The 21,983-nt window shown below is 38.2% G+C and carries 19 protein-coding genes and 1 tRNA gene; 18 read left to right on the plus strand and 2 right to left on the minus strand.

Annotated elements, in window-relative coordinates:
* The first annotated feature begins 52 nt into the window (after positions 1-52).
* The 9 genes from spoIIE to spoVB all read left to right on the plus strand — a co-directional run bounded on the left by spoIIE (position 53) and on the right by spoVB (position 9,095).
* The gene (gene spoIIE / locus EFD62_RS07205; protein WP_069195711.1) at positions 53-2,449 is read left to right on the plus strand and encodes a stage II sporulation protein E; all 2,397 of its coding nucleotides are present in this window, start codon (positions 53-55) and stop codon (positions 2,447-2,449) included.
* 72 nt (positions 2,450-2,521) lie between these two features.
* The gene (locus EFD62_RS07210; protein ID WP_069195712.1) at positions 2,522-2,866 is read left to right on the plus strand and encodes a hypothetical protein; all 345 of its coding nucleotides are present in this window, start codon (positions 2,522-2,524) and stop codon (positions 2,864-2,866) included.
* Positions 2,867-2,997: 131 nt separating this feature from the next.
* Entirely contained in the window at positions 2,998-3,615 is a 618-nt protein-coding gene (locus tag EFD62_RS07215; RefSeq protein WP_088262818.1) for a hypothetical protein, read from the plus strand.
* 104 nt (positions 3,616-3,719) lie between these two features.
* Positions 3,720-3,794: transfer RNA gene (locus EFD62_RS07220), tRNA-Arg, on the plus strand.
* A gap of 208 nt (positions 3,795-4,002) precedes the next feature.
* A complete protein-coding gene (locus EFD62_RS07225) occupies positions 4,003-4,440 on the plus strand; it encodes a PilZ domain-containing protein (RefSeq protein WP_128705908.1) in 438 nt (145 codons plus the stop codon).
* A gap of 185 nt (positions 4,441-4,625) precedes the next feature.
* Positions 4,626-5,597, plus strand: coding sequence for a tRNA dihydrouridine synthase DusB (dusB, locus tag EFD62_RS07230; protein ID WP_128705909.1), 972 nt, complete (start codon positions 4,626-4,628; stop codon positions 5,595-5,597).
* Positions 5,598-5,737: 140 nt separating this feature from the next.
* Entirely contained in the window at positions 5,738-6,841 is a 1,104-nt protein-coding gene (gene pilM, locus EFD62_RS07235; protein ID WP_069195716.1) for a pilus assembly protein PilM, read from the plus strand.
* Positions 6,842-6,949: 108 nt separating this feature from the next.
* Positions 6,950-7,453 (plus strand): acyl-CoA thioesterase, encoded by a 504-nt coding sequence (locus tag EFD62_RS07240; protein WP_128705926.1) that lies wholly within the window; start codon positions 6,950-6,952, stop codon positions 7,451-7,453.
* A gap of 88 nt (positions 7,454-7,541) precedes the next feature.
* Complete coding sequence (gene spoVB / locus EFD62_RS07245) at positions 7,542-9,095, plus strand: stage V sporulation protein B (protein ID WP_128705910.1); 1,554 nt, start codon at positions 7,542-7,544, stop codon at positions 9,093-9,095.
* Between the two features lie 64 nt (positions 9,096-9,159).
* Here the strand turns inward: spoVB and EFD62_RS07250 are convergent, their stop codons facing one another.
* A complete protein-coding gene (locus EFD62_RS07250) occupies positions 9,160-10,611 on the minus strand; it encodes a methyl-accepting chemotaxis protein (RefSeq protein WP_128705911.1) in 1,452 nt (483 codons plus the stop codon).
* A 725-nt stretch (positions 10,612-11,336) separates the two neighbouring features.
* Here EFD62_RS07250 and EFD62_RS17750 point away from each other — a divergent pair.
* Positions 11,337-11,504 (plus strand): hypothetical protein, encoded by a 168-nt coding sequence (locus EFD62_RS17750; RefSeq protein WP_170176846.1) that lies wholly within the window; start codon positions 11,337-11,339, stop codon positions 11,502-11,504.
* A 99-nt stretch (positions 11,505-11,603) separates the two neighbouring features.
* Here EFD62_RS17750 and pdxR read toward each other — a convergent pair whose 3' ends face one another.
* On the minus strand, positions 11,604-13,100 hold the full coding sequence (pdxR, locus tag EFD62_RS07255; protein ID WP_128705912.1) for a MocR-like pyridoxine biosynthesis transcription factor PdxR: 1,497 nt from the start codon (positions 13,098-13,100) through the stop codon (positions 11,604-11,606).
* A gap of 251 nt (positions 13,101-13,351) precedes the next feature.
* Here pdxR and EFD62_RS07260 point away from each other — a divergent pair, with 251 nt between their 5' ends.
* From EFD62_RS07260 to alr, 8 genes are all read left to right on the plus strand, one after another.
* Positions 13,352-14,254 carry a decaprenyl-phosphate phosphoribosyltransferase gene (locus EFD62_RS07260; protein WP_128705913.1) on the plus strand — a complete coding sequence of 301 codons (903 nt, stop codon included), beginning with the start codon at positions 13,352-13,354 and terminating at the stop codon, positions 14,252-14,254.
* 13 nt (positions 14,255-14,267) lie between these two features.
* Positions 14,268-14,804: an acyltransferase gene (locus tag EFD62_RS07265; protein ID WP_069195722.1), complete on the plus strand. Its 537-nt coding sequence runs from the start codon at positions 14,268-14,270 to the stop codon at positions 14,802-14,804.
* A gap of 41 nt (positions 14,805-14,845) precedes the next feature.
* Entirely contained in the window at positions 14,846-15,949 is a 1,104-nt protein-coding gene (locus tag EFD62_RS07270) for a glycosyltransferase (protein WP_128705914.1), read from the plus strand.
* 37 nt (positions 15,950-15,986) lie between these two features.
* Entirely contained in the window at positions 15,987-16,484 is a 498-nt protein-coding gene (locus tag EFD62_RS07275) for a DUF4330 domain-containing protein (RefSeq protein ID WP_069195723.1), read from the plus strand.
* Positions 16,485-16,490: 6 nt separating this feature from the next.
* Entirely contained in the window at positions 16,491-18,089 is a 1,599-nt protein-coding gene (locus tag EFD62_RS07280; RefSeq protein WP_128705915.1) for an O-antigen ligase family protein, read from the plus strand.
* Positions 18,090-18,191: 102 nt separating this feature from the next.
* Positions 18,192-18,869: a hypothetical protein gene (locus tag EFD62_RS07285; RefSeq protein ID WP_128705916.1), complete on the plus strand. Its 678-nt coding sequence runs from the start codon at positions 18,192-18,194 to the stop codon at positions 18,867-18,869.
* A 2-nt stretch (positions 18,870-18,871) separates the two neighbouring features.
* Positions 18,872-20,419: an NAD(P)H-hydrate dehydratase gene (locus EFD62_RS07290; RefSeq protein ID WP_128705917.1), complete on the plus strand. Its 1,548-nt coding sequence runs from the start codon at positions 18,872-18,874 to the stop codon at positions 20,417-20,419.
* 46 nt (positions 20,420-20,465) lie between these two features.
* On the plus strand, positions 20,466-21,635 hold the full coding sequence (alr, locus tag EFD62_RS07295) for an alanine racemase (RefSeq protein WP_069195727.1): 1,170 nt from the start codon (positions 20,466-20,468) through the stop codon (positions 21,633-21,635).
* Positions 21,636-21,983: the final 348 nt, after the last annotated feature.

A 21,983-nucleotide genomic window follows, 5' to 3' on the forward strand; every position in this document is an offset into this window, starting at 1 on the left:
TCAAACGAAAAAAGTTTTTTCACAAAAATATTTTATATGGGGGTTACAAAAGATGAAGACGCAGATTATTCCGTATCAAAAATCCGGTGTTTTGGAAAGGATGTATGGCAAAACGAGAGGAGGAATTTTACAGGGACTTACAATCTCAAAAAACAATATTATATTCTTTTTGATAAGCTTCCTTCTCGGCAGAGTATCTTTATTTGGAGGACTAATGCCTTTTGGGCTTGCATTTTATGGGGCGGCAATCACATCTAATGCAAACAGGCTTATGACGGCAGCGGCAGTAGTAATCGGAATGGCAACGGGCGGTGCCCGCGGAGAGCTTTACACGGCGTTGACATTTATGGCTCTTTATACTATGTTGACCAAATTATTTAAGAGCCTAAAGGAAAAAGAAGATATCAGACATTCTGCCATAGGCCTAATAAGTGTCGCTGTTCCGCAAATTATACTGGCAGGATTTCAGGGATTTCTGATGTATGACGTTTTAATGGCTTTATTCCATAGCTCATTGGTATTCTCAATGATATACATATTTAGGCGCAGTGTGCCGCTGATTGAGGGAATAAAGAAAAAGAGTGTATTAACCAACGAAGAAATGATAAGTGCTGCGATGATAGCGGCAATTTCCCTGTCGGGGCTGGGGGGCATAAATATTTTCGGTACATCTCTTGTTAATGTGCTGGGGATTCTAGCGGTGCTGCTGCTGACCTTTGGAGCGGGCCCGGGAATGGGGGCAGCTGTAGGAGTAATTGTGGGACTGGTAATTAATTTGAGCAATCCTGTAACACCTCTGGTTATAGGTACCTATGCTTTCTGCGGGCTAATGGCAGGTCTGTTTAGAAGTCTTGGAAAAGTTGGAACTGCTGCAGGGTTTGTAGTTGCCAATGCAGTGCTGACTCTATATATAAATGGTTCAACAGAAGTACTTATTCATATTAAAGATATAGTTCCGGCTTCAATTATGTTTATGGTTATTCCTAAAAAAATAATTGAAGATATGTTCGGAGCATTTGCTTTACAGACAGCTACTTCTAAGGGAAAGGTCTCTTATAGTGATCGTATAAAAGAGCTGACGGTAGAAAGACTGAGTAATTTTGCTAGAGCTTTTGAGGAACTTTCAAAGACTTTCAGTGAGATATCCGAAACAAAAATGGTTACCAATAAGCAGGACATTTCATCCTTATTTGACAGGGTGGCAGACAAGGTATGCAAGGATTGCAGTCTGTGCCTTCACTGCTGGGACAGGAATTTTTACAATACCTATCAGGTGATGTTTAAAATAGTTGAGAGCCTGGAGAAAAAGGGTTGGATTGATGAGAATGATATACCGGTGTATTTTATGGAAAGGTGTGAAAGAATAGGAGAGTTTGTAAAGCAGGTGAATAATGTATATGAGCTGTTTAAAGTGGATATGGTATGGAAGAATAGGATAGGAGAAAGCAGAGGCCTTATATCGCAGCAACTGGACGGGTTGTCAAAGGTAGTATCAAATCTGGCTATTGAAATTGACAACGAAATCAAATTCAAGGGCGATATGGAGGATGTGTTGCTGTCTGAGCTTGAGAATAAAGGGATAAAAGCAAATGATGTGGTGATATATGAAAACAAATGGGGGAAATACGAAGTAAATATTTTCCATGAAGGATGTGCGGGAGCAAATAAATGTCTTGATCTCATTGAAGAGATGGCATCTTCTGCCTTGGGAAGGCGAATGATACGGGACAAAAATGAATGTGTACATAATCATAGGACGGGGATATGCAACCTGAAACTGGTGGAGGAAGAGGTCTTCAACATAACAACAGGTATGGCAAGGAGATCGAAGTACGAAGATCAGGTCTCGGGAGATAATTATTCCTTTATGAACACCGGAGCAGGGAAGTATATTTTGGCTTTAAGTGACGGTATGGGGACGGGTCAGGCAGCATCAAGTCAGAGCAAGGTTGCTATAAACCTGTTGGAGCAGTTTATGGAAACAGGCTTTGACCAGGATACTGCAATAAAGCTTATAAACTCAATACTTGTATTGAAATCCGATGATGACTCCTTTGCTACTATTGACCTTTCGGCTATAGATCTATATGACGGAAAAATTGAGTTTGTGAAAATAGGGGCTGCACCAACTTTTATAAAGAAGGAGAACAAGGTGGAAGTTGTAAAAACCATATCCCTTCCGGCAGGAATACTTAGCAATATAGAGACGGAGCTGGTTTGCAAAAATGCAGGAAACGGTGATTTTATGATTATGGTTACCGATGGAATAATTGATTCCTTTAAGCTTGAAGAAGGTGGAGAGCAGAATTTGATAAAATTCATTGAAGATATAGATAGCATTAATCCTCAGGAGATTGCCGATCTAATATTGGCAGAGGCACATTCAAAGTGTAAGGACAAGCCGGTGGATGACATGACGGTGCTAGTGGCAAAGGTATGGAAACGCTAAATAATATTCTTAGTATAATTTGCACTGATTTGAGAAAGACTATCTCTGAATACATATTTTCGGAGGAGTATTATGGTGTGTGATGACACAAAAAGAGTAGTAGTAATTAGAAATATAACCTCGAACTTTATTGAAGAGGCCATACTGATTTTAAAGCGCAATCCCGATGAAGGCGGTGGAAGAAAAAGCAAAAAGGTTTTGCCCAAAGACAGGGAAAAAATGAATGAGCATCTTTTGAAAGAGGCGGAAGAAATAATAAACAATTATATAAAAAGGTACGGTTCACAAGATGATTGCGGCACGGAGCTGAGATTAAAGCCATACCGCATAAAGGCCCGTATTCCAAACATTGTTATAAATATGGCTTTACTTGGAAGCATTGGCCTGCTGATTTTTTTGGTCTCAAGATTTTTATGACTTGGCGTGAAACTTATATGTGTCATTTAATTGACCGGGTAAGAATTGTGAACTTCCAATTATAGCATTGCTTTTGTAGGTGCTGAGTTGTATTATTAAAAAGGAAAAATATATTAAGGGGTAGTGTTATTGTGCCAAATAATACTTTATTGGATATACTATTGTTGCCAAGGTCATTTTATAAGAAGATATCGGATAGAATGAATACCCTGTACCCGGGTATTATACTGGTGGGATTTATTGATATAGGTTTTGCACTCGGCACCAAATTGTATAGTTATTTCTTTGGAAAGTCGCAATCGGCCTTAATATTTAATATTTCCCTTGCCATTTGCTTTGTTCTTTTGATAGGACTTATAGACGTGGTTTTTTTCGCGCTTCCGCTGTTTGATATATTTAAATTCTTCAGGGTAAAGGAAAGAATAAATAATTTAAACGGACAGCTTATAAAACTTATGAAAATATATGTAGTATCGCATTTTCCGGTGGTGCCGGTAAATGCTTTTTTCTATTGGCTGGTAATAGGACCTTTCGGTACGGAAGGCATAAGTATTTTAGCGTATTTTATTACGTCGGTGATTACGCCCCTTTGGCATACTGCGATTTTGACAAGAGGTATAAATACAATTTACAACTTTGATGAAAGGCTTAGAACTTTAGTTTTCTTTATTGTATACTTGTGGACAACCATGCTAGGATATGCTCTTGGGTTTATTATAAATAATTGGTTTTTTACGCTTTTTAAGTGATTTTGATTGCTGTAGAACAAATTTATTTGCAATTTACTTGTAAATGACAGTTGTAAATAATCTAGAAATATACTATAATACTTAAATGATAATAACCCATCAATGTCCCGGTAGTCTAATGGATAAGACGGTGGATTCCGGTTCCACTGATACGGGTTCGATTCCTGTCCGGGACGCCAAATTTTCTAAAGTTCTTAAAGCTCAAAGCTTTGTTAAAAAACTAACCCTCGACACCATACTCAAAATGTAGTAAAATAATATTAGAAGGAGTACCCGTTTCTCATTGTATATTAATGTGTTCACAGTAACATAATAGTCAATGATGATAAAATACATTTAAATAATGTATATAGAAAAATCCAAACCGGAATTCAAGGGGGAGTTCTGATGAATAATATTCAAAATTGGATGAATAACCATTACGGCAATGCCACAACTTGTATGGCTTCTGTAAGCCACGACAGAATACGTTGGCATGAAGTGGAAGTAACTGACATCTCAACCCGGGGACTCAAATTCTACTCAACAAGAAATTTTAATGTAGGTGAGATTCTAAACTATGACCTGCATGTATACAGTATGCTGACCGCTTTTGAATTTGGAGTAGAGGGATGCATTACAGAAAAAGAAACTCTATCCGATGGTTATAACTACAGCGTTGAGTTTAATAATCTGGATAGGCATGTAAAGATTCAGTTGGATGAAATTTTTAACGCTAATATAGCAGTTAAGAACAAACATTTCTCTGCAAATGACGGTATACATTCCTTTGTTTTAAATCCGAGAAGCAATTCAGGCAAGCACCACTATTTCCGCAGATATTAAAGACCAAATAAAGATATAATAAAAAGTATATAATAGATTTAAAATATTATGGTGATTTATATTAAGATTATTTTATAATAAGGTTGATAAAAGATTAAGTGTTAGTCTTTTTTTTTGCAACTTTTTAATTGTATATTTATTATTCGCAAATATATGCTACAATGTTAAGATGAAGGAGGAATGATATGAAAATAGGGAATGTTACCCTTGATAATAATATTTTTCTTGCTCCTATGGCGGGCATAACCGATATTCCATTCAGGCTTTTATGCAGAGAACAGGGATGTGGGTTGACATATACGGAGATGGTAAGTGCAAAAGGGATTTACTATAATGATGAGAAGACGAAAAGGCTTACTGCGATAGACAGTGATGAGGGAAAGGTTGCGTTGCAGATTTTTGGCTCAGATCCCGGTATTATGGCAAAGGTAACAGAACGTTTGAATGATTCTGATGCATGCATTATTGACATAAATATGGGCTGTCCGACACCTAAGATAACAAAAAACGGTGACGGAAGTGCATTAATGCTTGACAAGGATTTGGTTGGGAAAATAGTTCGAGAGGTTTCAAAGGCTTCGATCAAACCTGTTACGGTAAAGATACGCAAGGGATGGGATGAAGACAGGGTCAACGCAGTAGAGATAGCCAAGATAGCTGAGGCAAACGGAGCGGCGGCAATTGCAGTTCACGGAAGGACAAGGGAGCAGTTTTATAGCGGCAAAGCGGACTGGAGTATTATAAGACAGGTAAAGGAATCTGTCAGCATACCTGTGATAGGCAATGGAGATGTTTTCTCACCGGAAGATGCCAAGAGAATGCTAAATGAAGCAAATTGCGATGCAGTAATGATTGGGAGGGGCGCTCAGGGAAATCCATGGATTTTCAGAAGAATAATAAAGCATCTTGAAGGAACTGAGGAGGCGCTTGATTCGAATATATCGCCGGAAACTAAAGTGGACATAATGAAAAGACATATGCAAATGCTTGTTGAACTTAAAGGGGAACAATGTGGAGTACGGGAAATGAGAAAACATATAGCATGGTATATAAAGGGGATGCGCAACTCTACACATATTAAGGAAAAGGTATTTAAAGCAGTAACTCAGGAAGAAGTTTGTGATTTGCTTAACGAACTTTTGGAATTCAACATGTAATAATGCAATAAAACATGGCATATAAAATATACTATATTTACAATTTTGCAACTTAATTAGTTCAAAATATTGATTTTAAAATACATGGATGATAATATAATCATATAGGTTATCTTAATAATACTTAAGGAGTAGATAAAATGGTAACAATTCCTTTCATTAAAACCAACCTTCTAAGTATTGACATCGGTTTTAGGAACATAAAAATTGTTGAAGTGGAGTTAAGCAGGAATAATGAGATTTTTATTAAGAATTTCGGTATTGCTTCTACTCCAAAAGGATCTATCAAGAATGGGGCAATTAAAGATGTCAAGAGTGTTACCAACGAAATAAAGAAGGTAATGGAAAACATAAATGTCAAAGCCAAGAGTGCGAAGATTGTTATGTCCGGTACCAATATTATTTCTAGGGTTTTTGTTATTGAGAAGATTCCCGGAGAAGATATGAACCATCTTGTCAGGACGACTATTTCTCAGAGCATGCCAATAGATCTTGATGCACATCAGATAGATTATAAGGTTTTGCAGGAGTTTAGAGAAGATGGGATCGATAAAATAAAGGTTTTTGTTACCGCAGTTTTAAAAAGTATTATTCAGAGCTATATAGATATTTTGATTGAGCTGGGGTTAAAGCCTGTGTCGGTGGATATTCCCGCCAACAGTGCAGCAAAGTTTTTTAACAGAGAGATTATGGTTTCTGAGGATGAAACGTGGTTTAAAAAGAAGAGGTATAGTAAGCTAAGCCAGAATACCTTTGCCGTTGTTGATTTCGGGTCAGAGACTACCATAGTAAATATATTGAAAGATAAAGTTTTGGAGTTTAATAAGGTTATTTTAAGAGGAAGCAGCAATCTTGACGAGGCCATTGCAGCCAGTACGGGTAAGAATATTGAAGAAGCAGAAAGACTTAAAAAAATACAAGGGTTTGATCTTCCCGATATAAATGTCGGCGATGAGCAGGAGAAAATTCACAGCAGCATCAAGTCTGTTATTGACGAGATTGTACGGCAGATGTTTCAGTGCTTTGAGTTTTATGAAAAAAGGTGCTACGGTGAAAAAGTCGGAAAAATCTATATAATAGGTGGAGGAGCATTGCTGAAAGGACTTCGTGAGTACTTAGAAGAAGTATTTCAGGTTCCGATATATCCTGTTGGGCTTCTTAGCATAGAAGGAATACAGATAAATAAAGGACTTGATGGGGAGAGATTGAACTACCTAATTAACTCTGTGGGAATAACTTTGTAATAGTTTTCAAAAACTAAATTTTGTAATCGAGCAGCGGCATTCTAGATGCCGTTTTTTGATATGGTTTGGAAGTATAAGACAACATTTGACGGGAAGGAGATATACATTATGAATAATATATCAAAGGATTATAAAGAAAACCCTGTGGGCAAGTCTCCAAGTTTGTCACAGGTGGAAATGACCGAGCTTGTATTACCCAATGATACCAATCTTTTGGGAAATCTTCTCGGAGGTAGGCTCATGCACTGGATTGACATAGCAGGTGCTATGGCTGCATCAAGGCATTCCAACAGGATTGTAGCTACTGTTGCGTTAGACAGCCTGGATTTCAGACATCCCGCGCGTATGGGGGAGCTGGTAATGCTTAAAGCCAAGTTGACTTGGGTGGGTAAAACCTCTATGGAGGTTAAAGTGACGGCGTATGCTGAAAATTTAAAAACCGGTAGTGTTATTCTGACCAACCAAGCATATATTACGTTTGTGGCATTAGACAGCGAAGGAAAACCCACTCCGGTTCCGCCACTGATACTTGAGACGGAAGAAGAAAAGAGGGAATTTGAAGAAGCCGAAGCAAGAAGAGCAGAACGCCTTAAGAGAAAAGAAAAGGGATAAGTTTTAAATTACGTATAATATTATTGGTCATAAGTTTCTGGATTATAAAATAATAATAATCAGGACAATTTATTAATTCAGGACTAATATGGCTAAAAAATCATTTATAGGCAGCGCTATCATTCTAATGATAGCCAGTTTCATAGTAAAAATAATCGGTTTTATTTACAGGATATATCTTTCGAACCTAATTGGCGCAGAAGGAATGGGATTGTTTCAGCTTATTTCTCCTGTATATTCCCTTATTATCCTTACCCTAACTTCGGGAGTGTCGATAGCAGTCTCCAAGATGGTGGCAGAAGAGATGGCGAAAGATCACCGGGTTAATCTAAGAAGGATTACGGGCTGCGCCTTAGGTATTGTTCTATTGGCAGGGGTGGCGGTTTCCCTGCTGATACTCATTTTTATCAATCCCATAGTCAATATAATATTGAAGGATTCGAGAACCTATTACTCAATGCTTCTTTTGATACCATGCATACCTGTGATTGCAGCTGCATCCGCATTAAAGGGTTACTTCTATGGAATACAGGATGTAACGCCTACTGCATGCTCCCAAGTAGTAGAGCAGATTGTGAAGACAGCTGTGGTTATGGCCATGGCCGGATACTTTGTAAATGTTGGGCTGGAATATGCCTGCGCTCTTGCAACTATCGGAATGGCATTGGGAGAAATATCAAACCTGCTGGTGTTGATTTTTGTATACAAGCTCAAGAAAAATAGAGCTTCTGTGAGTAGTTCGAAGAAGGGCTTTATGAGGAAAAGAATTATAGTTAGGGAAATTGTCAAAGTGTCAATTCCTGTGTCCTTCAACAGATTTATTACTTCTATTATGTCCACCGTTGAATTCATTCTAATCCCGAGAATGCTTGTTTTAGGCGGCTTGACCTACCAGAACAGCATACAGGAATATGGGAGACTTACGGGAATGGCCATGCCGTTGGTTTTTTTCCCATCCCTTGTGACATCTGCCTTGGCGACAACACTCGTCCCGGCAATTTCAGAGGCGATGTCTATAAGAAGCTACAAAACTGTAAACTACAGAATGTCAAAATCGATACAGTTGACCTTTATAATGGGATTCATATTCTCAGCGGTATTCATGCTCTTCCCCGATACAATAGGGGACCTGGTTTACAGAAAAGAAAATATTGGACATATATTATATCTACTCTCATTTACCGGAATATTTATTTATCTTCAGCAGACCCTTCTAGGTATAATGAACGGACTTGGGAAACAGGGAATTCTTCTTAGAAACTCTATTGTCGGTTATGCAATAAGAATAGTTTTTGTGATTTACTGTATTCCTGTATACGGAATAGCAGGATATATTGCGGGTATGGTGATAAGTTCCATATGCGTCTGCATATTGGATGTTTCAACGGTTGTTAAAACAACAGGAATGGCGCTTGACTTTAGAAATTGGATACTAAAACCCGGTTTGGTGGGAATAATAATGCTTCTAATTGGGAAATACGTACAAAGTTTCTTTACAATATTTAATCTTAGCCACTTATGGACAGTGGTGCTGACCATAGTAGGAAATATTGTAATTGGCTTTTTGCTCATGTTTGCCCTAGGTGCACTTGATAAAGATGAAATGCTGACAATGATAGGCCTAAAAAAGCCACAAAGATAAAAGTATGGTAGCAAAACTTTAAAAAAACTAATTTGGCATCAATAATTGTAGTAAAATCAGCATATTATTGATTCATATTCTGATCTAGTGTTTTCATTAAATCGGTTAGCTCTTCAATACTTTCTATCATGCTGCTAATCCGGTTTTGCTGAATATCTGCATTGGCAAGTACTCCTTGAACCGAAGCGGATGATTTCTCTGATATAGCAGCAACTGTGCTCATTTCATCTGTAACTTTATGAGCCGACTGTAAGAGCCGTTCATTTATCAAGCTGAGTGACTCAGCTTGATTGAGCACCTCTTCAGAATTTATCTTGATTTGATTAAACAACTGCTCGACTATACTTACTGACTGTTTGCCGGAAACAACTATTTTAAGCCCATTTTGAACCAATTCATTTACTTGGCGAATTTTTTCTTGTATAAGTTTGATACTTAGGTTAACTTGTTCGGAAGCATTATGGGAGTTCATTGCAAGTTTGCGGATTTCGGATGCAACAACAGAAAAACCTTTGCCATGCTCACCAGCTCTTGCTGCCTCTATGGAAGCGTTTAAGGAAAGCAAATTGGTTTGGTTGGCAATTTCTTTTATCATAGAAACAATGTTGTCTATTTTAACGCTTTCTTCATTAACTTTACCGATTGCTATAGATGTACTATCAACAAACTGGTCTATTTCTTGCATTTGCTTGGACATTGCTTTCATTTTTTCCTGACCTTCTCCGGTTACTTCAGTTGTATTTCTAGACATCTGGCTCATATTGGATGACGCATCTGCCGTTTGCTGCGCAGTGTCTGCGACATCCTGCATTGCTTGCAAAACATCATTGAAACTGGCTGTTTGGGTTTCGATCCCAATAGATATTTCTTTAAAAGCTGCTACCAGTTCTTCGGATATGGTACCTGTAGATGTGGCATTCCCCTGAAGGTTTATGGTTGATTTTCTGAGTATTTCTACCGTATGAGAAACCTTTTCCAGGAGCTCATCTGCTTTTTTCTTTGAATTCTCTGACTCAATTGCTCCTTGTCTAATTTTTGCCAACATTTGGGTACCAACACGACTTTGGGCGACTAAAGCAACCAAGCAAAATATAAAATAAGCATTGGGAGAAAAACGGTCTATGTGGGCATATGCCGGCTTTGTAAAAAGCGCATAATTTAGTATAAATACACCAATGACACCATTAAGCAATAACGGACGGTAATTATGATAGATAGATATAATTGCTAAAGATAAATACAAAACAAGGGAATTGGGAAAGTTTGTCGTACTTTTTATCATGAAAAAAGATACAAAGTTAAAACCTAACGCTATAATATACATAAGATATGGGATTGCGACTTTTCTCCAAACAAGAAAGACTATGAACAATGCAGCTGGTGAAGCATACTTTAATATAGCCATCATTGTGATAGGATATTTGAAGGCAGATAAAGCTCCTAACACAACGCACATACAAAGGACTATAGCCATTAATTTATTTCTTTTATGTAGGTCTAACAATTCTTTATCCAAAAATAACGCCTCCTATCTTAATGCTAAAATTTACAGCAGTGTATTCCTTATTTAATTATCGTAGGTTATATATAATTTTTGCATTACAGATTTCTCAAACAGTCTATAAGTAATTAATGAAAAAACAAGTTGCGAAATGTATCATGGAAGGATATCTAGTTTGTAAAATTCTCAATAAAGTGCAGAAATTCACGATTTTGTTGGCAATAGAAACTTGCCAATGGTATATCTAAAAAATATTATAACACCATGGACAACGATATTCAATCATTACTATTCTCTTTAACAATGTCAAATTCTGAAGTGCTTGTGCATTTAGCATAAATGCTTCCTAAAAAAGCTTGCACACATCCGAGGAGATTTACATATTCTATAATAAATAATGAACTAAATTAAATTTCCACTAAAGTATTATTTTTTTTTGCCGATAAAATAAAGGCTGCGATTTAAATTTTGATATTATTGGAACAGAATAGGGAAATATGTTACAATCGGGTCATAGAAAGTTAGACCGACTCGGACTTTTGAGGTGTCATAAATGCCAGGTTGTACTACATACAATACATAGTATGCTTTAATTTAAGCCCTAGGATTGATGGATTATTAAATTTGTATTAATAACACATGAAGTTTATGTTAAAATATTAATATTTATAACAGCTTTATTATATAATGGAACAAGATTGTGAATTCTATGACGTAAGTTGTGTAAGGAGGTGTATGAAATGAAAGAAAACACACAAGGGTTAAAAAATGAGATTGTAGAAAAGAACAAGCTGATTGATTATTTTAATCAGAAATACGACTTGGATAAGTCGAAGGTTCAAAATATCGAAGTTGAGCTTGACAGCCTTTTGTATAAGTATTACAAGACACTTAAGAATGGGGATTAGGATTTGCTGACTAAAGGTAAGCATATTAAGAAACTAAAGACCGGTAAATGGGTAGCCAACGATATACCCTTGCCGGTGAGTACATAGCTTTCGATATGCTTACAGTATAGGAATATTGCCTGTCAGCGACTCACCCCTGTCAAAGTATGAAATCAATTCACAAAGTTTTTTAATGCCTCTTTCAATTTCATCAGTATGAACTGCAGCAAAACTTAATCTAACATTATTGAGCTTGGTGGGCGTACTGCTGTAGAAGATCCTACCGGGAGCAAAAACAATATTCTCGGCAGACGCAGCCTTCAATAGGCTGCCAACTAGGCAGTTTGAGGGAATGTCAAGCCAGATATTCAAACCGCCTCCAGGCTTATGAAATTGAACATTTCTAGGAAGATACATGTCCAGTGCTTTTACGGTTTTATTATATCTTTCTCTGTAAATATCAAACATTATTTCGAAGTGTTCGTCCCACATCCCTTTTCTTATATATAGGTCAAAGGCCCTTTGGATAAGTCCGGAGGTGGATATATCTGTTGCATGCTTTGCTTCTATTACGTACCCTTTAAGGCTTGGCGGTACAATCATAAAACCGAGTCTCAGTCCCGGCATAAATATCTTGGAAAAGCTCTTAAGAAAAATAACTCTGTCGGATTTATCCAGGGATTTAATGGGTGTAAAGCTCATGTTTTCAAAGTCCAATCCGCTCACATAGTCATCCTCGATAATATAAGCATTATACCGCTCTGCAAGGGCCAAAATTTCCTGTCTTTTCTCGTTTGAATACGATATTCCCGTGGGATTCTGAAAAGACGGTATTGTGTAAATGAGCTTCGGCTTATACTTCTTCAGGTTGTACTCAAGAATATTGAGATTCAGCCCGTCATTAGAAAGGGGAACGTCGGCTATTTCAGCTCCCCTTGATTTAAACACCGCAATTGCACCTGTATAGGTAGGGCTTTCGGTAATCACGTAGTCACCTTGTCTTAATAGGGCTTTAGCAATTATATCTATTCCCTGCTGTGCTCCTGAAATTATTTGGACATTTCCCTCGGAACAGGCAATTTTCCTTTTTTCCAAAAGGCTGCAAACTGACGAACGCAAGGGATAAAATCCCTGACTGTCCTGATAATCAAAAGCGTTGCCCAGGTCACGGTCCAACACTTCATTTAAAACAAGCTTGAAATTCTCCACTGGAAACAGATTAGACTGTGGTGTGGCGCTGGCAAAGTTAATAGTGTCTTCATTAATTTTAATATGACCATTATTAATTAAATTCAGATCATCGCTTTGATAAAGTTCATCCAATATAACATTGCTGTCTGAAAAATTTCCGCTTCGGTCGGGCAGAACGGCGGCAACATAGGTACCGCTTCCCGGTCGAGAATGGACATAGCCGTCAATTTCCAACTGTTTATAACAGGAAACTATTGTCACGGAATTAACATTCAGCAGAGATGACATCCGGCGTATGGAAGGGAGCTTCAAATCAGCCAGAAGTATGCCGTTGTCGATCATTTCGGCAATTTTATCACTAAGCTGTATATACAAAGGGGTGCTTGAATTCTTATCAAGTTTTAGAGACTTAAATAACTCCAGCATTTTAATCACCACGCAGCTATAATACACGCAGCTATTGTAACAGAATAACAGGTGTATGTAAAGAGTCGGCGATTTACCGCCATAAAAGGCACTGGATTTACCCGTTGTCAAATGATATAATATGAGATTGGTGTCCAAGTATTTGAAATGCAAAGAAGCGATGAAATAATAATTTAAAATGTTTTTTAAATATATTATTGTACAATAATATGTAATGAAGTATACAGAAAGCTTTCTAGGAGTGATAATGATTGAGGCAATCCTTGGAAAATTCGGGGAAGGTTAGCGTTGTTGATAAAGTCAAAGGATATATCAAGCTTGCAAGACCAAAGCAGTGGATAAAGAATCTGTTTGTGTTTGCGGCTCTGATATTTGCAAAACATATTTTTGAGCTTGATTATGTTACAAAGGTTCTACTGGCTTTTTTCTGCTTTTGCATGATTTCCGCTTGCGTCTATATCATAAATGATGTAATAGATGCAGAAAAGGACAAACTACATCCGAAAAAGAAGTTAAGACCCGTAGCATCGGGACGGATAAGCAAAACGGAGGCACTGGTATTCCTTAGCGGGTTGCTGCCGGTTTCTGTCATAGGGGCATTTATGCTGGATATAAGTTTTGCGGTGGTCTTGCTTTTGTACTTTGCAAACAACATACTCTATTCCATAAAGGTTAAGCATATGGTTATACTGGATGTAATGTCGATAGCCTTGGGATTTCTCCTGAGGGTAATCGGAGGAGCGCTGGTCATAAAGGTGTACATATCTCCATGGATTTTGCTGTGTACCCTACTTCTGTCACTGTTTTTAGGCTTTAGCAAGAGAAGAAACGAGCTTGTAATACTGGAAAATGGCGCAAATTCCCACAGAAAGATACTTGAAGAGTACTCCTTGGAGTTTATAGACAATATGCTCTCCATTGTTACAGCCTGTACTGTGATGGCGTACTCCCTCTATACTTTTATGAGCAGCAACACATACTACATGATGCTGACAATACCCTTTGTATTGTATGGTATTTTCAGGTATCAGTATATCATATACAGAAAAAAAGAAGGAGGAAGTCCTGAGGAGACGGTTTTGTCGGACATGCCTCTTATGATAAACATAATTCTCTGGGCATTGGCAAGCATAATAATTTTATATATTGAGTAGGGGAAGGGGATTTATGAAAAAGCTAAGATATTACATATGCCTTGGTTTGTACTATATGGTGGCGCGGCATTTGCCTGGATCGGATACGCCTTACAGCCTTGGCTCAAAAAAGATAAGGGGTTTTCTATGCAAAAGGATTTTTAAAAGTACGGGAAGTAACGTAAATATTGAACACGGTGTTTACTTTGCCTCCGGGAGAGATATAGAAATAGGAAACAACTCCGGATTGGGATTGAATTGCAGGGTGAACGGCCCTTTAAAAATAGGAGATGATGTTATGATTGGGCCCGATGTTATGATATTTACGCAAAACCACAAACATGACAGGCTGGATATCCCAATGAGACTTCAGACCGACCCAAAAAAACCTGTAATTATAGAGGATGACGTCTGGATTGCGGCAAGAGTTATTGTCCTTCCGGGAGTTACGATTCATAAGGGGGCTATTGTTGGTGCCGGAGCTGTTGTCACAAAGGATGTGCCCGAGTATGCCATAGTGGGAGGAAATCCCGCAAAAGTTATAAAATATAGGGATGGCAGAAAGGTTTAGTATGGGAAATATGATACAATATGGGTGGCGGAGATGATACAATGATAAAGGTACTATACTTATTAAATCATGCCGGAAAGGCCGGGACGGAAAGATATGTACAGACCCTCATTGAAAAGCTGAATAATAAGAAGATAAAGGCTTATTTTGCCTATAATGAGGATGGACTTTTGGTAGAAAGATTGAAGTCTTTAGGGGTTGAGACATACAGGGTTGAAATGAAGAACCCTTTTGATATCAAAGCTGTTTTTGATCTCAAGAGACTTTGCAAAAAGCTTGATATTGATCTCATTCATACACAGTTCTTGAGAGAGAATTATATAGCCATGCTGTCTCGTATCATTAATCCGAAGGTTAGGGTTATGTATACAAACCACTTTATCCTGGAAAATGGTTTTCCCATACGGCTGGCCAACAGAATTATTACGCCTTTGGAGTCCAATATTATTGCGGTATGCAACCGGGGAAAGGACATGATGGTTTCCAACGGCATAAACCCAAAAAAGATTAAGGTGATATTCAACGGAGTAGATGTGAAATACTGGAGTGAACCGATTGACTCGACGGTAAGGGAAGAGTTCAAAATAGATGATGATGTATTCGTAATGCTTTGCGCCTCGAGATTTGCCCATGACAAGGGACACAAGTTTTTAATTAATGCACTTTATGAGTTGAAAAAGATGACTGGCCGAAAGTTCAAATGCATCCTGTCAAGCGACGGGCCACTGCTTGAGGAATGCAAAAAGCAGGTTGAGGATATGGGCCTTACTGACGTTGTAATATTTACAGGATTTCGGAAGGACATAAAGAACCTTATATGCGGAAGCGACCTATATATTAATTCTTCCGAGCATGAGGCATTGAGCTTCCTCATTATTGAAGTATTGGCCTGCGGGGTACCCATTATTGCCACTGATATGGGCGGAAACCGTGATATTATCAATGATGAGACCAACTGTGGCATACTTGTACAATACAATGACCATAAGGGCCTTGCAGAAGCCATGATCAAAATTATGGAAGATCGGGAGCTTCGCCAGACCTTAAGCAAAAATGCACTAAAAACTGTTAATGAGAAATTTAATCTTGATAAAGTTGCACAGGAAACATATAATTTATACGAGGAAAGCTTGAACAAAAAATAGTTTAAATTTTTAAATCTTTACAAGGAGAGTTGAGAACATGATTATTGACAGTAAAGGAAAGCTGTTTGGCAAGGTAAGTATAATCGATATCTTAATTTTGCTGGTATTGGCTGTAGGAATTGCAGGGGTATGGGCTAAATTTTTTAAGTCAGGTTCTGTAACACCCATTGCGGCAAAAAGCGAAACCTATATAGTAGGACTTTATTGGGAGGAATCCCCTGAATTTGCAGTAAATGCCGTTAAGATTGGCGATATCGCAAGAGATTTTGACCGTGGAGCTATTTTGGGCAAGGTTACGGATATTAAGATAGCCGATTCAATATCCTTTGTAAAGACTGACGATGGCAGGGTTGTTGCAGGCTCGACACCGGGATATGTGTCCTACCATATTACCCTTGAAGCAACAGGGGTTCCAAGCGATATCGGAGGGGTTATTTTTGATGGAATGGACTACCAAATAGGAAAGCAAATGACCGTAAAAGTTGGAAGTGCTATTTTTATGGGCAGGATTGATAGATTGGAGAAAAAGGGGTAATGAGCTTTGCTTCATAATAGTGTGCTTTTAAAGCCGATTATTTTTATGATTCAGGTGATAAATACTTCCTATGAAAGCAGTATTTTAAAGAAGGTTGTCACCTCGATCATCAATTTTTTTAGAAAGCTGAACCATTTCTATGAGAATAGCTTTACTGCATATATAGCAAAATCCATAACAGGACTGTTGTATAACAGTGCCATAATCGGCTTTTTTACAAGAAAAGGTAAAATGGCCCGGTGGTGGGAACATTCTCTAGCTTACCGAATAATAAATGGCTGTTTTGAAGTACCATCAAGAATTTTAAAGGGTTTTTATCAGAAGTATGAAGCGGTATTTTTAGAGAGCGCTGTGATTAGAGCTCTAAAGTTTTTGTTGCAAAGATTGGAATGTATAGTAGGCCTATTTCTGATAGTCATTCTGGTTGTTCCGCACGAGAGATGGAATAATATTTACAATGTTGCAATAGCATTGTTTCTTGTTTTTCTGATTTTTATCAATACCATAATTCAAAGGTACTGGATGTTTAATTTTAAGGCATTGGACTATACACTTATACTGTTTATGACGGCGGTAGTTGTTTCATTTGCAACTTCCATGAATATTTCGAGCAGTATTAAGTATCTATTGTTTTATGTGGCCGGATTTCTATTTGTCTTGGTAATTGTCAGTACTGTCAAAAATGAAAATTCCCTTCAAACAATTATTGAGATGATGCTTTTTGGTATTACAGTGATAGGAAGTTATGGATTGTGGCAGTCGATAAGCGGAGCTGTTGTTTTTGATCCGTCTCTTACCGATGTTGGGATGAATCAGGGTATGCCGGGAAGGATTTATGCCACCATGAGCAACCCCAACAATTTCGGAGAGATACTGATAATGGCACTTCCGTTCTATGTAAGCGTGATTCTGAATTCGAAGACTTTCTTCAAAAAAGTGGTATATATAGTTATGGCGTTGCCGCCGCTGGTTGCGCTTTTTAATACCGGCTCCAGGTCATCATGGATAGGGTTTGCAGTTTCAGTAATAGTGATAACATTTTTGATCAACAAAAGACTTTTGCCTTTTATATTATTGGGAGGGGTAATGATGATACCTTTCCTTCCTCAGTACGTTTACAACCGAATTCTTACCATTTTCAGGGCTTCGCAGGATACTTCAGCCCAGACTAGAATCAAGATTCTTCAGACTGTGAAACCAATGTTAAAAACCTATATGGTATCGGGAGTGGGCTTAGGTTCGGACATATTCAGGCAACTGATTCAAAATTACAAACTGTATACCAAAGCAGTTCCACCTCATACCCATATTCTGTATTTGCAGATTTGGATTGAAATTGGGTTAGCCGGATTTGCTACTTTTATATGGTATATTTACCGGACAATAAAGAATTCTGTTATTGGTGTATATAACTCAACCCCAACGCTTAAAACTATACTTGCGGCAGGGACTGCAGCCTTATCCGGGATTCTGGTTACGTCGTTGGTGGAGTATAGTTGGTATTATCCAAGGGTTATGGTGATGTTTTGGGTGCTTTTGGGCATAATAGCTTCTGCAATATCCTTAGCCGAACTAAAGAACAGAAAACTGTCGGAAATGGATTAATAAAAACATGCAATTATACCGATACAATTATATAGACTAATTTTTTAATAATGGTATGAAACTAGCGGTCAAATGTCTTATGAGAGGGTTGGTTGAGATTGTATGTTTGATTTTCTTAAGCGCAGGGAAAACAAAAAGAAAGAATTTGACTGGTCGGTACTAAAGAAATCCAGTATACCGATACTAATACTGGATGAGAGATGGCATACCGTTTTCAAGAATACGGAAAAATCAAAGGACATTATTGAAAAAGAGGAAAAACTTAAGGAACTTTTGAAGGAGGAATCCCGCCTTGCTTTTGAGAAAAAGGAGATTCTATCCCGAAAAAAAAGTTGTCTGGAAAAAATACTAAAGCTTACTCCGGAAGTATTTGATAATAACAATTTGCAGTCGAAAGAAGAAATGCAAAAATATGAAAAGGAAATAAATCACATAAACGAAAGAATTAATAGCATCGATGCGGAAATTGATAATATGCCTGAAAAAATTCGGGAAGCAAATCTAGAACTTTTGGAACATACAATAAATTCGGTGTATTTTAAGATGAGGGAGAATCAACTTAGGTTGAGGGAATTGGATGAACTCATTGAGCAGACCAAGAAGCAGTTGGAGAGTTATATCGACGAAAAATCAGGCTTGTCGGAGTATGACAATGGAATCTATATGTATTTCCATGACCTCCTTGGAGGAGAGGAGCTTCAAAAGCTAGATAATGAGTACTTCAATAATGCCGATGGAAAAATGAGAGATGCTAAAAAGCTCAACACAACGGAGGTATAGACATGAGGGTTGTTACACCTACGCAAATGAGAGAAATTGATACATACACAATACAAAGCATTGGAATTCCGGGGATTGTATTAATGGAGAATGCGGCCATTAGAATGACTGACGAAATCCTAAAGGACTGTGGAAGTGTAGTGAATAAAAATATATTTTTGTTTGCCGGGAAAGGAAATAACGGTGGGGATGCCTTTGCAATTGCAAGGCATCTTTGCAATAAAGGGGCAAATACAGTTGTTTTTGTACTGGCAGCTAAGGAAGATATCACCGGTGATGCCCAAATAAATCTTGATATACTCGAAAACATGGGTATAGAAACGGTGGAGGTTGTGGAAAGCAGCAAGTTGGAGGATGTAGAGGCAAAACTTGAAAGCGCTGACCTTGTGGTGGACGGTATCTTCGGCACCGGTTTAAAAGGTGGTATCAAAGGCCTTAAGGGAGATATTGTGAAGCTTATAAATAAAAAAAACATACCTGTTATTGCCGTTGATATACCGTCAGGAGTAGACGGCGAAACAGGAGAAATAGCAGGGGAATGCATAAAAGCTTACAAGACCGTAACCTTCGGTTTTCCCAAATACGGACATTTCCTGCATCCCGGATGTGATTTTGTTGGAGAATTGATAACAGCAGATATAAGTATCCCATCCTGTGTTGCTCAAAATTTTGATATTAAGAGCTATATCATAGACGAAAAGACGGTTTCAAGATTAATACCCCAAAGAACCGGCAACAGCAATAAAGGGGATTATGGAAAGGTTCTTGTTATTACAGGCTCTAGGGGAATGACCGGAGCCGGCTGCCTTGCCGGAACTGCGTCTTTGCGCTCCGGGGCAGGACTTTTGTATCTTGGTGTTCCCCGGGCGCTGTACTCTATATATGAATGTAATCTGACAGAAGCCATAACAATTCCACTGGAGGATGAGAATACCGGCTTCCTTACCGAAGCGTCCATACCTGAACTTTTGGGGTATATGGAAAAGATGGATGCAGTAGCTATTGGACCCGGTCTGTCAACCAAGGAAGGTGTAGAGGCTGTTGTGTTTAGTGTTGTTGAAAACTGCAAGGTACCTTTGGTGGTTGATGCCGATGGATTGAACTTGATAGCAAAGGATTTGTCGGTATTAAATAAGAGTAAGGTGCCAATGGTTCTGACACCACATCCCGGTGAAATGGCAAGGCTTATGGGCACAAGTATCGGGGAGGTGCAAAGGAACAGGGTCAACGCAGCGAAGGAATTTTCTGAAAAGTGGGGCGTGATAACTGTGCTGAAGGGATCTAGAACCATTGTGGCAGCCCCCGATGGAAGAGTATTTATAAACCCTACAGGCAACTCCGGAATGGCAACCGGAGGCACCGGGGATGTTTTGACCGGTATAATAGCAAGTTTTATTGGGCAAGGATTGAGTCCTGTAGATGCGGCAGTAGCCGGTGTGTATTTACATGGACTTTGTGGTGATCGTGTTGCAAATACAAAAGGGGAACATGGTCTTGTAGCAAGTGATTTGACAGGGGAAATTCCTTATGCAATTAAATCACTTATTTAGAAACTAATTCATATTTAGATATATGACAACTAAAGAGGGAATGGTTATGGACTATAAATTTAACAGGGCATGGGCTGAGGTTAATCTTGACAATATTGCTCACAATGTAAAAGAAATCAGACGAATCACCGATAAAAAAGCTGAGATAATGGGTGTGGTCAAGGCTGATGCATACGGGCATGGTGTAATGGAGGTTACCAGGACACTTTTAGATAATGGTGTGACCCGTCTGGCCGTATCCATGTTGGATGAAGCCATACAACTCCGTCAAAACGGTATCCAGGTTCCGATATTGATTCTTAGCTATACTGACCCTATACGGGCAGAAGAGATCATTTTAAACGATGTTACGCAAACAGTCTTCAGCCACGACCTGGCAAAGGCTCTGTCGGATGCGGCTGTGAAGCATAATAGAAATGTGAAGATTCATATCAAGATCGATACTGGTATGACCAGGGTTGGGTTTATGCCGGGTTATAGTGCAGTTAAGAATGTGGTGCAAATAAGCAAGCTGCCGGGCATTATTATTGAGGGCTTGTTTACCCACTTTGCATCGGCGGATGAGACTGACAAAGCCTATACCTATATGCAGTTTGAAAGGTTTATGAGTATAGTGAGCGAACTTAACAGGATAGGGGTGTATATTCCTGTCAAGCACGTATGCAACAGTGCCGGGCTGATTGAGTTTCCTGAAATGCACCTGAACATGGTAAGGCCAGGAATAGCACTTTATGGCTTGTATCCCTCCGATGAGGTGGACAAAACAAAAATCGAGTTAAGGCCTGCCATGTCTATGAAAGCAAATGTCATACTTGTAAAGGATGTAGAAAAGGACACTTGCATTAGTTATGGAAGAATATTCAAAACATGCCGAAGCAGTAAAATAGCAACCATACCTATAGGATATGCCGATGGATATACAAGGCTTCTTACCAACAAAGGAAAGGTACTTTTAAACGGTCAGTTGGCTTCTATAGTAGGGAAAATATGTATGGATCAGTGTATGGTGGATATCACCGATATTGAAGGTGACGTAAATGTCGGAGACGAGGCAGTACTTATAGGAAAACAGCAGGATAACGAAATAAAAGTGGAAGACTTGGCAAAAAGTGTTGGGACAATAAATTACGAGCTTGTGAGTATAATAGGAAAGAGAATTCCCAGGGTCTACTTAAAAGAAGGAAAGATATACAATGTATTGAATTATTTGATATAATGGCTATAAAATATACTTTGCATATTGTCATAATAATGCAGTTGATAATATAATAAATTATACAGATTCAGTTAACAAACATATAAATACTTTTTGATTTAAAATAAATATAAAAGTTTTATGTATAAGTTATGGAAAATAATTAAAAACTAAGCTTAATACTAAAATTTAACCTAATGGTAGGTGCCGAAAACAATTTTAGTGCAGCGCTGCAGATATGTGTGGAGATATTCAGCTTTTGCTAAGTAAAAAATGATTTTAGCAAGAATTACATAGGTGTTTGAAGGGAAGTAATTAAATTTTAATTTGACCCGTGCATATGTTAGATATTATAATTATATATATAAT

The organism is Acetivibrio mesophilus, from assembly GCF_004102745.1.
Taxonomy (GTDB): domain Bacteria; phylum Bacillota; class Clostridia; order Acetivibrionales; family Acetivibrionaceae; genus Hungateiclostridium; species Hungateiclostridium mesophilum.